This window comes from Thalassospira sp. CA1, from assembly GCF_059052855.1.
On sequence record NZ_JBZCIA010000014.1, the window covers coordinates 60,086 to 76,075 of the forward strand.

Here is a 15,990-nt window from a genome sequence, read left to right on the forward strand (position 1 = left end):
AAGCTGCGATAGCGCCCCGCCTTCCGAAACCAGGGTCACGCCGCCGGAGCCAAGTAACAGCAGGGCAATCACAATCAGGGCAGCCTTCATGACGTCGCCCCCTCGGTTGCCAGTGCCGTCTGTGGCTTGCCATAGGCGGCACGCGGCTTGGCACCGTTCAAAACAATACCCTCCGGCACAATATTGGCTGCACGCAGTTGCGACAGGGCCTGGGTGATATCGCGGCGCTTGCTGTGGCCGCAGCGCAGGGCAAACAGCCTGACATCGGCCAGTCCCAGCGCAATCACACCATCGGCAACCGACAGAATAGGCGGCGTATCAATAATCACATGATCAAACCGGGTGCGCAGGTGTTTGATCAAATCGGACAATTGCCCGTCAATCATGCCTGTTGCGATATTTCCCGGCACTCGCATACGCGCACCAAGATATCGATACCCCTCGCCGTTCTCTGCTCCGCTAAGGGCGGCATCCAGATCCACAATCCCCGACATCACATCTGTCAGATCGGCAGTCAGTTCACCGTCATGCCACGTTTGGGGTGGCGGTGCCGGGTCATGCAAATCCGCATCGAGAACCATCACTGATGCCCCCAGGCCGGCCAGCTTTTCAGCCAGCGCATGAACGATGTGACTTTTGCCATCGCCCGAGAGTGCTGAGCCAATTGCAACCACCTGCCCGTCCTTGTGATGTTGATTTGCGACATCCCTGCCCTGCACCATGATCCGCATCAGAACTGCCAGATGGCCTGCGGCCTCGTCATGGGCTGAGGTGGTGGCGGCCTTGGTCGCCCTCGAACGTTCCGGAATACGGGCAAATAACGGGATGCCCAACGTCGTCTGAGGATCAAAGTCGTCATCAATGCTTTGATCGAAATAGTGACGCAGCATTGCCGCGACAACAGCGGCAAACACCGCCATCATGACCGCCAGCATGGCAAGATCGCGCTTGGCCGGAAATTCGGTTGTCGCTGGCAAAGTAGGCGCACGCAGGATCGCAGCATCCCCCTGAAAGGCCGCCATTTCGCGCCGCAAGGCTTGCACCTGCTGGCCCAGTTCCTGAACATTGGCGCGCGCCATGGCGACAGATCGCACCAAGGCTGCCTGACCCTGAACGCTTGTATTGCGGAGCGCCATACGTTCCTGCCAGCGATCCCGTTGGGCCGTAATCAGACGCAGCTTTTCTTCCGCGCCGGCAAGGGTCATATCCATTTGACCAGCGATGTTGCTGGCAACTGCCGTCAGTTGGTTATGCAGATCATCCAGTTCTTGCTGCTTGCCCTGCATGGTCGGATGCTTGGGGCCGTAACGCTGATCAAGCCTGACAAATTCCTGTTTTGTCGTCTCGAACTGGGCCGAGATTTGCCGCACCATTGGGTGGCTTGCCACATCGTCAATCGCCAGCAGTTCATCAAGGTTTGCCGCCTCATTGCGGCTTTGGCGCGCAAGCCTGAGGCTGACAACCTCCTGCCCCAGTTTTTCAGCCTGCTCATCGAGTGCATAGATGCGATCCAGCATCCGCGCATTCTCATCCGGGTCCAGAATACCGGCGCTGTTTTGCAAGCTGGCCAGATCCCCTTCCAGACCATCCAAGTCAGTTTGTGCAGTTTGAAATTGCGCCTCCGCCTCGGCAAGTTGTCTTCGAATGGCTGCTTTTTGCCGGTCTTCACGCTGCCACAGATAACTTTCAACAACGGCCATTAACGCCTTTTGCGCTGTTTCCGGCTGGCTTGCGGTGAACGCCAATTCAATCACCGCCGCATTGCCAACCCGGGCGGTTTCCAAAGCATTGCGAAGATGAGAGATCCCGTCTGTTTCGAGATCACTGGATATGGGCGTATCCGTCAGCGAGACACCCTCTCCGCGCAAAACCGAAAGTGCGGTGGAAAGTGTTCCTTGCCCTTTGATTTCGGCGATTGCCGTTTCGATTTCCTGGGCGGTCACAACGCGCCGGTCACTGTTGAATGCCGCTGGCATCTGGCGTTCCGCGATTTCCACATTCGCAGAAAGCCCGATTTCGGTGACTGATCGATAATCCCCCTGCCAATTGGCGATCCCGCTCAGAAGCGCGATCAGGACCACAACAAAGGTCAGTGCCACAACCCCGCGCCGTTGCCAAAGAATGCTCAACAAATCGCGCAGGGACGGATCAAACCGTTCTTGCGCGACGCTGGTAATCGCGACGGGATGGTTGGGATGCTCTGTCATCTCGGGCTTGCATCCTCAAGCTCTGGAATTCCAATTGGTTCCTGATAATCCTCAACACCCCAATAGCTATCGACGACGGGGTTTCGCGGGCCACCAACGAAAAGAAGCGAATAACGCAGCGCCCGTTCGGTTTCAGGTAGTCGCACCGAACCGACAACACGCGGTGCTACTTCGGGCTCGATGCTTGCGGTAAATGATTGCTGTTCGCCTGCGAATATCCGTGCTTGATTGGCATTGCGTTCAAACAGGCGCTCTGCCAAATCCGAAGAATTACCCCGGACGATTTCCGAAAGGCGCCCCGGGTCGGGATGAAGATCAAGCAGACGCAGGACCACCCCACCCAGCACGGTCTCTAGCAAAAAACGGCTACTACCACCGCCCAGAACCACATCAAACAGACCAAGCAGCACTTTAAGGCTTGCCTCCGCCACCTGCCAATTGATGTCAGATTGTTGGTTGGTGCGATCCTCTGACAGCACAGCTCCGACAAGTGCGTCAATCAATTTGGCCACGTCTTCGGTGGCTTCGACCTTCGCGATTTCGGCTTCAATCCAACTGATCGCCGCCTGCCGGTTTTCTAAATCAAATGCTGCTGTGGTTGTCGGCTGCGCCTGTAAATCGGCGGCCGTTGTCAGCATCATAAAGATGACCGAAATGGTTGCCGCTTTCTGCAATGCACGCCAAATGCGCCGGATTTGAGAACTCACAATCCTTGGCCCGACAAGGCGGGCAAATGCCCAAAGCCCGCGCCCATAGCGCGGGATCATGTAACGTGGCTGACACAAGACACGCCAAAGGAACTCCAACCCGCACCGCTGCCAGACAACCGGGGCGCGTCGGACATTCCCAGCCAGAACATCAAACGCCCCGCCAACACCCATGGCAAAACGGCATCCGGTCTTGGCCGCATACTGATCAACGAACAGCTCCTTGCGCGGGGATGGCAAGGCGACAAAAACGGCATCTGGTCTGGCCTGCGCAACACAATCGGCCAACTTTTCATCATCGGGCTCATAACCGTGATGGGTACCCGCGATGATCAAACCGGGGAAACGTGCAGGCAATGTCCCCTGCAACTGATCCAACACATCCTGACGCGCCCCCAACAGGAAAACCCGCGTGCCATCCTGAGCGAACTGCGCCAGAAGATCGGCCATAAGATCAATGCCCGTCACACGCTCGGCAACCCTGATCCCCAACAGGCGGGCTACCCACACAATCCCCATGCCATCCGCCGACAGGCAATCTGCGCGCGAAAGTGCTGCAAACAACTGATCATCGCGCACGGCTGCGGGCAGTTTGGTCGCATTCAGGCACTGATGACGAAAACAGGCTTGGTTGGCAGTCGCCGTACCTTCGCGAAGCCTCAAGGCGATATCGGCACAGACGAGACGGCGTCGTCTCGTATCGAGCGGCAACCCGAAGAAGGCAGCTTTGTGCCCTTTGAGTTCGTCACGCATGTGCCACCCCTGTCACCCCGGCCGGACACTTGAAAACGGCAGAAACACAAAGTTCCTGCTGTTGGCATCCGTCTTTCGCCGCCGTCAACGATTTAAGTCACGGCTAATTGGTTGAATTGAATGGTAACTTATGATTGAGTTGCAGGCAATATTAGCATCTCAAGGTGATCGCCGCGGTGAGGGTGACTTTACTGACAAACCTTGTGCCACCCTACCGATCTGATGCCTATAACGCGCTTCATCATCGCGCGGCGGCCGCAGGCGGAGGTTTGCGTGTACTATGTACCCAACATCGCGAACCACAACGCAACTGGTCAATCACAACACCCGCATTTGACTATATGACCTTGCCGGGCGTGCGAATTCCCCTTGGTGAAAACCGAACCCTATCACTTCCGTTTGGCGTCACACGGGCTGTTTGCCGGGAACCAAGTGATGCGTTGATTTTGAACGGTTTTGGCATCGCGCAATGGCAGGCGCAAAACCAAGCGCTGAAACACCGAGTTCCAACCGTTCTGCAATTCGATGGCTGGGCAGGCTCCGATGCCACCTATGACAATCCGCTTCGGCGCAGATTACGCCGGGTCATGATCGCCCGTGCCGACAGCTTTGTCGCCGCAAGTTCGCGCGGTGCGGCGTGGTTCGAAGGCCATGCCGCATCGCCTGATCATATTTGGATCGCCCCCATCCCACCGTCATTTCCCTTGCCCGATATTTCCGCCAATCAAAACTTGGCGGAACGACAATACGACATCATCTGGTGTGGTCGCACGACAGTCTCAAAGGGCTTTGACGTCTTCATGCGGATCGCATCAGAACTGTCTCAAGCAGGCATTGCAAAACGCATCGCCATCGTTGGCAGTACCAACATTAAAAACACCACAAGGCTCACACAGTCTTCCGGCCTTGGTGACCCGGTGGATGTATTCGGACAACTTCCCGCCGATCAACTCCCAGCCATTCTGACCAACAGCAAGATCGCCCTTTTCCCAAGCCGAAATGATGCCTATGGCGTTGGTGTAATTGATGCGATTGCCTGTGGTGCGGTGGCGCTGGCAAGTTCACTCATCGGGTGCGCCCCGGATATTTTGCGCGGCCCCGAAATCCTGCCGATCGATAATTCACAAGATTGGATCACGGCCTGCAAACACCTTCTTGATGCTCCGCAACTTCTGGAGGACACGCGCCTGCATCAAGCAAGGGCAATTGCCAATAACACCCCCGCCCATCACAGCGACACCATGTGGCAGGCAGTTCATCAGGCGGTTAATCATAACCCGGACATGCGGCGGTGGGGATGATCACGCCAAACCGCAATCGCAGCTTGAAATCCGAACCTTCGGTCTGGATGATCAGCCGTGTCGATCAGGCCAGAATTCTGGCCAAGCACCTCGCCGATCAGGATCGGCTGGTGCGTTGGGACAGTTTTTGGCGCCATGACGGTACGGGTCTTATCCGCCCGCCATCACGCCATGTTGACACTGCACTTTGCAATATCCCCGGCCGCCACCTTCTGCCCGATCTGCTTGGCAAAACGGCCCAAAAGCTTCGGTTACCGGCGTGCAATCTTTATTCTGATATTCCCCTATCGCTGCTGGCTGCCTTTAACATGCCGAACGCTGACATCCTGCATGGGCAGGGCAATTACAGCCTGCCTGCGATGCGTCGCGCAAAGGCACGCAATATGATCACGATTTCCGATGTCACCGGCCAACTGGCTGAAACCCGCCATGTTCAGCTTGTCGGCGAATATGCATCCCACGGCCGCACCCACCGCGAGATATCCGCCTTCCTTGCCGGTCGACGCACGGCCGAAGCCCGATTTGCCGATGCGGTATTTGCGCCCTCGGATACGGTCGCGGACGGTCTGCAAAGAACTGGCATAGCACCTGACAAGATATATCTGGTCCCCTTCACATCACCCCATTGTCAGGCGCTATTGGATCGGAAACGTTTCGCGCGCGATGATACGGTCATTAGGCTTCTTTATGTTGGCAACATGTCGCTTGCCAAGGGCACAGCCCATCTTCTGGCGGCTTGGAAAACCATCCGCCGCCAGTTCCGCTTAAGGGTCGAGCTTACCCTGATCGGCGCGGCACAATCCTGTGCCAAGGGCCTGCTTTCAAATATGCCCGACGGCGTGAAGTGGTTTGGGCCTCTGCCGCACGATCAGGTTGCCAATCACATGTTGTCTTCCGACATCTTTGTCTTTCCCAGCCTGACGGAGGGCAGCAGCCTTGCCACCATGGAGGCGATGGCAGCCGGTTGTGCCGTCATCACCACGTTCGATGCCGGAAGTCCGGTCATCAATCATCAAAGCGGCCTTATCATCCCGCCAAGGGATCAGGATGCGCTTGTAACAGCCGCGTCCACACTGATCACCCTGGCCGAGATGCGCCGAACCATCGGCCAAACGGCGCGTGATCAAATCGCCCGCGATCTTCGCCACGCTTATGGCACGCGGGTTGATCATGCATATGAAACCATTCTGTCGCGCCATGGTTAGATGGTCAGCCCTACTAAAATCAGCGGGTTTTCGGCTATATCCAGTGTGGATGATCGGCGCCAATATGATTGCGCGGCTGGGCGGTATGGCAATCCTTGTTCTGATCGGTCATGCCTATTCAGAGGCCGATCTTGGCACCTATTTCCAATTGCTCGCCATGGTCGGTCTTGCGGTTACGGCAACACAGGCTGGCAGTGGTCCGCTTCTGGTGCGACTGGCACAAAATGCGGCCTTTGGACTGGCCATGCATGTTGTCGGAACAAGGTTCCTGATTTCAGGGTTCGCCTCGATCCTGATCGTCGCGACAACCAGCGTTCCGCTTGCGCAATATTGGCCACTAATCCTGATACCGGTTGCTGCGGCCCTTTCGCCCGACTGGATGATTGCAGCCAAAACCCGCTTTTCACGGCTTGGCATGATTGCGGTTATTGGCCAGGCATGCGGGATAATGGTGGCGGTTTGGGCATCGCTCAACCATTCAGATGTAGCACTTTACCTCATTTCACCTGCGGTTTCTCTGGCAAGCCTTGCCCTCGCAACAGCATTTGCATTTGAACAAACGCCAAGTCATTCCACCAACGCCGAGCCTGCCCGCAAGTCCAGCGCATTCGGCCTTGTCGGCTTTACCCTGCTCGCCGGGTTCCTGCCAAACCTCGACTTTGTCCTGTTGGGCACAGACAACGATCCGCTGTTTCTGGCCCAGCGCGTTTTCCTGTTTTGCGCCGGGCTGATTGCGGCCATTACCTCAACCCTGTTTGCCAAAAACGAGGTGGGCCAAATACGTGACATCTGGCTTTTGGCACCAATGGTATTGATCGCAGGCCTGCTGTTGTTCCTGCCAGGCAAATTGGCCGATCTTTTTTATACCAGCCCGTCAGATGATCTGATCACGGTCCTTCAGTTTGGTGCAGCCTGGCCGGTATTGATGGCTTTCATCGCCCGACAAATCCTGATCTTGCAGGAAATCTCATCGGTGAAATGGCTGGGTTGGGGATGCCTTGCACTGATGATCATCTCGTCATCGGCCATGCCGACCAGCGAACTCGCACCCGACATTATGATGCTGATCGAATTTCGCCTGGCCTGTCTGGTTCTGATCCTGCTGGCCTGCCAAAAAGTCGCAACAAGACGGCAGGTCATGGCATGACGAAACCGACCGTCACCATCACAAATAATAAGCTGATCAGCGGCCAATATGGTGACATCACCTTTGGCCCGTGGGGGCTGGAATGTTCGGACCAGCATTCCTTCGTGACACTCACCGACCAACCGCGAAACGCCAAACAGGTCGGCGACATCTGGCACCTTTCTGGGGGGCGAATACGTATCGCGTACGAAACCCGTAAGCCCACCTCAAACACAGTCGGGCTTAAGCTACGCATTCAGGCACTAGACGACATCCTGCTGCAAGACGCCGTCATCCGGCTGGTTTTTGACAAAACCGCCATCAGACACGGGCGCATCGCAGACAAAACAGTTCAACACACCAACAGCGACAAATACCGTCTTTATCCGACCAATGAGGCCGAACTGATCGGGCAGGATGGCGCAACAATTTCCGTGACACTGGATCACGTCGATGGGGTGGGCCGGTTTGATCCCTACATGTATCTGCGCGATCGCGACGATCACTGGATCATCCATGCCCGCCTGCTGCCCCATGATCCGGTTGATCAGGTCTGGCTGCGCTGGGCAAACCGATTTTTCACGCTATCGGCACCGGGTTGGTTTTCAGCTTTGCTCTGGCGTATGCCGGCTTTCAAAAGGCTGATCTGGCGTTTGCGCGAACGCATGGGCCGTCACTGCCCTGAAATTCAGGCCGTACCCCTGAACTGCCTCAAAGCAGGCCAGTCCCTGTCGATGGAGGTGACATGTCACTTTCAGTAACCCATGACGCGCTTCGCAAAAGCTGCCTCAATCTGGCCAAGCGGATTGCAGACGATCTTGCAACACGTCAACTGACGACTGGGCATTTTGAACACCCGGACTTTTACGCCAAGGCCTTCGCCGTCAATCTCTGGCACCGGATTGATCCTGTTAAATTTGGCCCCAATATCGACCGCGCCCTTGATGCCTTGCGATCAGAGCCGCGCGATAAAACCTGGCACCGCGAATTCATCGAATATGCGTTGCTGGATACGCCTGGCCTGTCATCGGATACCATCACCGACATCCTTCGGGGTACGAAACCGCAACGTCCCGATGTCGCCAACTGGCAGATACTTGGGCTGATCAAGCGACAGAAACGAAATGCTGGACTAACCGCGAAGCTCCTCAACCACGCCCATTTCGGGTTCATCTTGCTTCGCTATTGGCGTGCACCAGTTTTGATGGATCGACCAGACTGCTTCTCCGCACAATACCATGCCTTTTGCACAGCACTTCTGTCTGACAGCCCCCATAAACACCATCGACGGATTGCCAACCGGGCCACCGAAATGCTGGCACAACTTGCTGGGACCCATGGATTTGTCAATCTGCTCGGACGTGGTGCTGGGCAAAGTTTTGGCGCGGCCTGCGCGCTTTATGTGTTGCTAAAAACCGGATACCGCGACGAAGCAGAGGCAATCCTGCATCGGTTGGAAGAGGTACTTCTTAAAGCCGGACAACTGCCACTGAACCTAATGGCACCTGCCCCGTTGCCCGAAAATCCCGGCCCCGAAAATCCACAAACACCGGGATGGTACAGCTATAACCGCCACGATGATTACCTCGCCTTTGCAGGTTATTGGCTACTGAAGGCTTCACAACTGCCAGCGCCAAAACACATCCGTTCACCCGCATCGGAAACCACCTCGACCAAATTAGTCGCGCAGTTTTCATCCTCTTACTATCACGCGCAAATGACGCTTTGTGGCAGACAAAATTTTGATGTCTCTGGCGCGCCCGTCATTGTTTCGGGCCAAGGAAAATCTGTCCGCATCTTCCTTCCACCAACCGGCGGCGAACAGGATGCATCCAGCCTTTATGACGAAGCCTCACAGCCGCTTCCCGCCATTGGCGAGACCGAATTCTCCCGCTTTCTTCAAACCCGCCAGATATCTGAGAACAAGATTGATGTAAGCTTCGAGCTTGCAGGTATTGTTGGTCATCGAGCAATCGAGTTTCAAAACGCCCGCGTCATCATCTCTGATCAGATTCCCGACTGCGCAGCTAACGAAGTCGAACTCTTCCGAATTCTGATTGATGGCAACATCGGCCTGACTCAGATCGCGAAAGACACCATCATCTGTCCAGAACTCGGAATAAAGCTGACCTCGAACGCCCAGCTACACATGATCCCACAAGCGACATTCAGCGCTGCTGGTCCGGCAACACGGATTAGTACGAAGACAGGACAAGAGAGTTGCGCCACCCTGACCATCTCTTGGGGAGATTCTGATGCGTGATCCAATCACCATCATCACAACTGTGCGCGATGGCGACGCCCATCGGGATCGCTATTTTAGCAATCTGCGACAGATACTCGGTCTTGGTGATCATGCGGTGATTGTCGATGATGGGTCCACACCCCCGCTTGCCATACCAACGGACTGGCAACACGATCCGCGACTGATCATCCTTTATCCCGGCAAAATTGGACGGGGGGCCGCGCTTAACCTCGCGATTGAAAACAGCTCGACCGATCTGATTGCCATTCAGGATATCGATGACATTTCCTTGGCCAGTCGACTGGATCGGCAAGTTGATGTGCTTTCCAATAACCACAATCAACTTGTCTTCGCGCGCGCCATGTCCGATCCGTGGCGACCGACTTTGGCGGCCATACAGCATTTTTCACCCGCACGGCTTTACTTCAGCAACCCACTGCATCATTCCTCACTTGCCATGCATCGCTCTGTCTGGACCAGCGCGGGTGGTTATGTCACGGATTTACCCTGTTGCATTGATCTGGATTTCTATCTGCGCGCCTGCTGCGTTGCCAAGGCCCGCATCAGCCGGCTAAGCCTGCCCCTGATCGAACGCACCCTTGATCCGGGCACCCGCCATTTCGCAAGGATACCGGACGCGCTCTATCAGAAAACGCGCGCTTCCGTTCTTTCGCGTTACCAACCTGACCTGCCTTGGTCGATCTGGCTGGCGGCTGCCAAACTTCGCGAGTTGCAATTGTTTTCGGCAAAGGACGTTCGATGACCAGCCGCCCGAAAGTCATCGCCATGGTTCAGTTGCCGCCGCCCATGCACGGGGCGGCCCAAATGAACCGGATTGCCATCAACGCCTTGGCAAAAGAGTTCGATTTGCATGTCATTGAAATGCGCTTCGCCCGAACAGTGACCGAGGTCAATCGATTTTCGGTGCGCAAGATCGGGTTGGCGGTTTGGTTGTGGCTGCGACTGATCCGGGCATTACCACGCGCCAAGGCGCTTTATATCTGCTTTGCGCCGAGTGGTTTCGCCTATTACCGCGATTGCCTGTATGTGCTTCTGGCCAAGCTTTTTCATGTGCATTCAATCCTGCACCTGCATGGTCGCGGTCTTGCCGAAATGCGAAGATCAAAATGGTCTCAATTACTTCAGAAGACGGTTTTCAAAGGGCAAGCCGTCATCCTGCTCGGCAAGAGCTTGCGCACAGAAATCGAAGGCCTTGATTGCAAGTCTGCCATCATCGCCAACTGCCTGGATGATAGAGCCTTCGTCGGCCCAGCCACCAAACAATGGGTGCCCCATGATCCGATCCGGCTTTTATGGCTGTCCAACCTGTTTCATGCCAAAGGCATCGAAACCCTGCTTGCCGCCTGTGCAATCCTGCGCGCGCAAGGCATCATTTGCCATTTGACGGTTGCCGGGGCCGAAGGCGACATCAGTAAAGCCGAGCTCGCCACATTACTTGAAAAATATCAGATGCATGCGGCAGCAACATATTTGGGGCCGGTTTCCGATCCTGAACGGCAGGGAGCCTTTGAAAACTCCGACCTCTTCATCTTTCCCAGCCACTACCCCAACGAAGCCCAACCGCTTGTCGTGCTCGAAGCGATGACAGCCAATGTGCCGGTGATCACAAGTAACATCGCAACCCTGCCCGAATTTGTCCGGGACGGCGAAACCGGGCGACTGTCCCCGCCACAAGCCCCTGAAGAACTGGCTAATGCGATCAGCGCAGCAATCGGTTCACCGGAGAAAACAACCGCAATGCGCGATGCAGCTTATCAGATGTGCCGACAGAACTTCCACCAAGACAGGTTTGCCGAAAAACTGCGCCAACGGGTTCACAGCATTGTCGAAAATCACTGACGTTCCGTAGATGATTGCGTACCATCAAAACCGACGGCAAACGCATGAACAGGATGGCCAGAATGGATCGGGACGAATTCAACGCCTTTTGCAAATCCCTGCCACAGACAACCCACGTTGTTCAGTGGGGGGGCGCGGATGTCTGGAAGGTCGGCGGCAAGGTGTTCGCGATTGGCGGCTGGGCCACAAAAGAGACATTGGGTGTCACATTCAAGACATCCGAAATCGGCTATGAAGTCTTGAAAGATATGCCCGGCCTGCGCCCGGCCCCCTATCTGGCATCGCGCGGCATGAAGTGGATACAACACTACGATGCGCCGGGCTTAAGCGATGATGACCTGAAGGATCATTTAAAAAGCTCGCACCGAATTGTCGCCAAAGGTTTGACGAAAAAACTGCAGCGCGAGCTTGATCTTTATCAGGACGAATAAAGTTGACTGTGGCCAATTAGTGTTCATCGACGTCAACGGCCTTCCAATGTCCCTATTTAAGATGGAATATCTGTCTCTAAATGACATCAAACGTAAACATGCGGCCATAAGATATGCCAAATGCAATCGCCACCAAAGGAGACACTGCCGCTTGTGCCGCCTCCCGGAACGTGGTCTAGTTTCCATTACAGCCTCACAACACATGTACCTTATTATATGCGTCTTCTTTCCGCCGCCCTCGGCTGCCTTCTAATGTTCACCGGACACGTATTGGCCGCGCCATCAACGTCACCGATCCGGGTGGTTTTTCCCTATATTCCGTTGATGGCGGAAAGCAAGGATCAAGGCGTTTTCATCGATATGTATGCGGAAATAGCAAGGCGGTCGGACACTGACGTCGTCATTGACATTCTGCCGGTACGGCGCGCGGTACAGGACTTCATAAGCGGTAAATATGATGCGCTAGGCGCATATCCGTCACTTTCTGAAATTCCGGTCTCGCTGGCCTCTGTCCCGTTTTATCGTCGCGAAAATCTGATTTTTTACAGCACTGATCAATTTGGTCATGGCAATGTTACCAAGCTCGAAGACCTTGATGGCACACGCGTTGGGCTGGCCGCCTATCATTACCCTGACTACATTCTCGATCGCGAAGAACTCAGCCTTGAGCGCGTGCCCGACGATGCGTTTTTGTTGCGCATGATTGCCAGCAACCGCCTCGATGCCGCCATCATCGAACGTTTTTCGGGCAACCATGTCCTAAAGTTGCTTGGCCTTGAAGACACGATCTCTGTCAGCGAGGATCCGGTCACCAGCGAAAATGTCCTGATCCTGTTCAAGGCCGATCTTGCCGGGATTGAGAACCGCAAGGCCTTTAACAAGGCAATCTATGAAATGCTGTGCGACGGGAGCCTGGCAAAACTGTTTGGCCGCGCAAGCCTCCTGCCAGATCAAAAGATCATTGAACGCGATTTGCCGGCCTCCGCAATCATCAGCGATTGCGACCCCAAAGCCATCTTTGCCGACCGCTAACCCGCGCCAATAGAAAAGGGCACGCTGCCGAAGCAACATGCCCTTCTCGTAAAATCCATCCTCGCGGTCTGGGCTTAGCCCTTTACCACGATATTGACCAGTTTCGGGGTCGGCTTGGCGACATAGATCACCTTGACGATCTGCATGCCTTCAAGATGGCGGGCCACATTCGGGTCGGCCTTGGCAAGTGCCTCGACCGTGGCCTGATCGGCATCGGCCGCGACCATCACGGAACCACGCTTCTTGCCATTGACCTGAACCGGCACTTCGAACTCGTCATCCTTGGCCTTTTCGGCATCAAACTCCGGCCAGTCGAACTTGATCACCGATTTCTTGGCACCGAATTCATCAGCTGCCATCCGGCTCATCAGCTCTTCACCCAGATGCGGGGCAAACGGTGCGACCATGAGTGCAAGCGCCTTGGCATGGTCATCATGCACCGCATTCTGCTTGGTCAATGCATTGGTGAGTTCGATCAAGGCTGCAATCGCGGTATTCAAACGCAAATCGGCAATATCGCCGGTCACCTTGGCAATCGTCTTGTGCAGAAGCGTTTCGATCTTGCCATCCACACTATCGGTCCGCTCCATCTGGGTCGTGACTTTCCAGACGTTGGACAAGAAGCGCATCATGCCGACAATCGCATCCGACTGCCACGGTTTGGAGCTATCAAGCGGCCCCATATACATCTCGTACGTTCTGAACGTATCGATGGTGTACTGATCGCAGATTTCCTCGGGCGGGATACCGTTTTTATAACGCTTGCCCATCTTGCCCGGCACGGTAATCAGCTGCTCATCCGTTTTGGCGTTGAACGGCACCTTCTTGCCATCGACATCGCGCATTTCAACATCATGGATGTCGACATAAACACCACGCGCATCGGTATAGGCATCGGCCGTGATCATACCCTGGTTAAACAGCTTCTGGAACGGTTCCGGCGTTGCGACATAACCAAGGTCAAACAGGACCTTGTGCCAGAAACGCGAATACAGCAGATGCAGCACCGCGTGCTCCGCGCCGCCGACATAAAGGTCAACCGCACCCGGAAGGGCATTGCCATCCTTGTCCGAGCTGTTTGCCCAATAGGCCGCGGCATCATCGGATGCAAACTTGGCATCATTCTTGGCATCGAAATAGCGCAGGTAATACCAGCAAGACCCCGCCCAGTTCGGCATGGAGTTGGCATCGCGTTTAAACGCGCGCACTTCATATTCCGCACCCTCATGGGTGTGTTTGGTGCCAACTTCTGCATCGACCGGCAAAACCGCCCCATCGGAAAGGACAATCCCGGTGACTTCCATCCAGTCCTTGGCGCGTGCAAGCGGCGGTTCCGGCTCGGAATTCGGGTCTTCGTTTGATTTCGGTTTGAAATCGGTCATTTCCGGCAGAACGACCGGAAGGGCCGCCTCGGCAATGCCGTGAACCTGATCGGTTTCCTGATCGAACAGAACCGGGAACGGCTCCCCCCAATAGCGCTGACGCGAGAACAGCCAGTCACGCAGCTTATACTGCACGCGACCACGGCCAATGCCCTTGCCTTCCATCCATTCGATGATTTTGGCCTTGGCATCCGGGGTCGAAAGCCCGTTGATTGAAACCTCGTCATTGGCGGAATTGATCGTCTCACCAACTTCGGTCTGGGCAAGTTTGAATGCACCCGGCTCTGCTTCATAGCGCGCCAGAAGCGTTGCCGCATCAGCATCCGCCGCATCTGCCGGTGCATTTTCCTTAAGCCAAGCGTCGGACGGCTTGGTCGTCGCCTTGATCGGCAGGCCAAATTTATGGGCAAATTCAAAGTCGCGCTGATCGCCAGCCGGCACCGCCATGATCGCCCCAGTGCCATACCCCATCAGGACATAGTCGGCAATCCAGACCGGGATTTCTTCACCGGTGACCGGGTTGGTCGCATGCGCGCCAATAAACACGCCGGTCTTTTCACGTTCGGCATCATCCTTGGCCGAAACAGCCTTAAGCTCGGACGCCTGCGCACGGTATGCCGCAACGTCGGCCTTTTTATCCGCCACGGTCAGTTTATCAACCAGCGGATGCTCAGGGGCGAGAACCATATAGGTCGCGCCAAAGATCGTATCCGGACGGGTGGTATAAACCGCAATCTTGTCGTCTGCACCGTCCACGGTTTTGACCGGGAAGTTCACCCGCGCACCGACAGAACGGCCGATCCAGCCTTTCTGCATCTCGACCACGCCATTTGGCCAATCAAGCCCTTCAAGGTCGGCGACCAGACGATCGGCATAATCGGTAATGCGCAACATCCACTGTTTCAGCGGACGTTTATAAACCGGGTAATCGCCACGTTCGGACTTGCCTTCGTTGGTGACTTCCTCGTTCGACAGAACCGTGCCCAGCATCGGGCACCAGTTGACCGGCACTTCATCGACATAGGCCAGACGCCCGCGATCAATCGCGCGGTCAATCTCTTTGCCTTCGGCTTTGGTGCCTTCGCCAATCACCGATTTCGGCTGCGGCACGCCATCTTCGTCAAGCAACCATTCACCGGATTCAAGCAACGGGCGCAGCTCGGCAATCGGGCGCGCACGACCATTGATCACCTGCCCCTGCGGGCCTTTCCATTCAACAGTCGGGTCATAGAAACTGTTAAACAGCTGCAGGAAGATCCACTGCGTCCATTTGTAATAATCGACATCGGTCGTGGCGAAACGGCGATGCGGATCATGGCCCAGGCCAATGACTTGCAGCTGACGCAGCATGTTTTCGATATTGGCTTCGGTCGTGATGCGCGGATGCTGGCCGGTCTGGATAGCGAACTGTTCTGCTGGCAGGCCAAAGGCATCAAAGCCCATGGAATGCAGAACGTTTTTGCCGCGCATGCGCTCGAACCGCGCCTTTACATCGGTCGCGATATAGCCCAGCGGATGCCCGATATGCAGGCCAACCCCGCTTGGATAGGGGAACATGTCCAGGATGACGCTTTTCTTTTTGCTTGCGTCGAAATCGGCATCGCCGGGATTTGGCGTGCGATAGGTATCGTTTTCCCGCCAGTAATCCTGCCAGCGCTTTTCAAATTCCCGCGCACTTTCCTGATAGTTCGCCACGCTTAATCAACTCCTGCCTGTCCAACTCCGACCCTGGCGTCCGGCG

General features: G+C 55.6%; 12 protein-coding genes. 9 read left to right on the top strand and 3 right to left on the bottom strand.

Annotation, left to right across the window (positions count from 1 at the left end):
- Nucleotides 1–86: 86 nt before the first annotated feature.
- Both AC5Q5A_RS18780 and AC5Q5A_RS18785 read right to left on the bottom strand, forming a co-directional pair.
- Nucleotides 87–2,207: a GumC family protein gene (locus AC5Q5A_RS18780; protein WP_493896225.1), complete on the bottom strand. Its 2,121-nt coding sequence runs from the start codon at nucleotides 2,205–2,207 to the stop codon at nucleotides 87–89.
- Nucleotides 2,204–3,667 carry a WecB/TagA/CpsF family glycosyltransferase gene (locus tag AC5Q5A_RS18785; protein ID WP_493896226.1) on the bottom strand — a complete coding sequence of 488 codons (1,464 nt, stop codon included), beginning with the start codon at nucleotides 3,665–3,667 and terminating at the stop codon, nucleotides 2,204–2,206. Before AC5Q5A_RS18785 ends, AC5Q5A_RS18780 begins: the two co-directional genes overlap by 4 nt.
- 176 nt (nucleotides 3,668–3,843) lie before the next feature.
- Between AC5Q5A_RS18785 and AC5Q5A_RS18790 the strand changes: the two genes are divergently transcribed.
- The 9 genes from AC5Q5A_RS18790 (at nucleotide 3,844) to AC5Q5A_RS18830 (ending at nucleotide 12,867) form a co-directional block, all read left to right on the top strand.
- Complete coding sequence (locus AC5Q5A_RS18790; RefSeq protein ID WP_493896227.1) at nucleotides 3,844–4,968, top strand: glycosyltransferase family 4 protein; 1,125 nt, start codon at nucleotides 3,844–3,846, stop codon at nucleotides 4,966–4,968.
- A complete protein-coding gene (locus tag AC5Q5A_RS18795; protein WP_493896228.1) occupies nucleotides 4,965–6,173 on the top strand; it encodes a glycosyltransferase family 4 protein in 1,209 nt (402 codons plus the stop codon). Before AC5Q5A_RS18790 ends, AC5Q5A_RS18795 begins: the two co-directional genes overlap by 4 nt.
- Before the next feature lie 43 nt (nucleotides 6,174–6,216).
- A complete protein-coding gene (locus AC5Q5A_RS18800) occupies nucleotides 6,217–7,320 on the top strand; it encodes a hypothetical protein (protein WP_493896229.1) in 1,104 nt (367 codons plus the stop codon).
- Nucleotides 7,317–8,060 (top strand): hypothetical protein, encoded by a 744-nt coding sequence (locus tag AC5Q5A_RS18805; protein ID WP_493896230.1) that lies wholly within the window; start codon nucleotides 7,317–7,319, stop codon nucleotides 8,058–8,060. Before AC5Q5A_RS18800 ends, AC5Q5A_RS18805 begins: the two co-directional genes overlap by 4 nt.
- Nucleotides 8,045–9,562 (top strand): hypothetical protein, encoded by a 1,518-nt coding sequence (locus tag AC5Q5A_RS18810; RefSeq protein ID WP_493896231.1) that lies wholly within the window; start codon nucleotides 8,045–8,047, stop codon nucleotides 9,560–9,562. Before AC5Q5A_RS18805 ends, AC5Q5A_RS18810 begins: the two co-directional genes overlap by 16 nt.
- Entirely contained in the window at nucleotides 9,555–10,307 is a 753-nt protein-coding gene (locus tag AC5Q5A_RS18815; protein WP_493896232.1) for a glycosyltransferase, read from the top strand. The genes AC5Q5A_RS18810 and AC5Q5A_RS18815 overlap by 8 nt, the downstream gene beginning before the upstream one ends.
- Complete coding sequence (locus AC5Q5A_RS18820) at nucleotides 10,304–11,404, top strand: glycosyltransferase family 4 protein (protein WP_493896233.1); 1,101 nt, start codon at nucleotides 10,304–10,306, stop codon at nucleotides 11,402–11,404. Before AC5Q5A_RS18815 ends, AC5Q5A_RS18820 begins: the two co-directional genes overlap by 4 nt.
- A 62-nt stretch (nucleotides 11,405–11,466) precedes the next feature.
- Entirely contained in the window at nucleotides 11,467–11,835 is a 369-nt protein-coding gene (locus AC5Q5A_RS18825; RefSeq protein WP_493896234.1) for an MmcQ/YjbR family DNA-binding protein, read from the top strand.
- A gap of 252 nt (nucleotides 11,836–12,087) precedes the next feature.
- Nucleotides 12,088–12,867, top strand: coding sequence for a substrate-binding periplasmic protein (locus AC5Q5A_RS18830; protein ID WP_493896235.1), 780 nt, complete (start codon nucleotides 12,088–12,090; stop codon nucleotides 12,865–12,867).
- A 74-nt stretch (nucleotides 12,868–12,941) separates the two neighbouring features.
- Here AC5Q5A_RS18830 and leuS read toward each other — a convergent pair whose 3' ends face one another.
- Nucleotides 12,942–15,944: a leucine--tRNA ligase gene (leuS, locus tag AC5Q5A_RS18835; protein ID WP_493896236.1), complete on the bottom strand. Its 3,003-nt coding sequence runs from the start codon at nucleotides 15,942–15,944 to the stop codon at nucleotides 12,942–12,944.
- Between the last annotated feature and the right edge of the window lie 46 nt (nucleotides 15,945–15,990).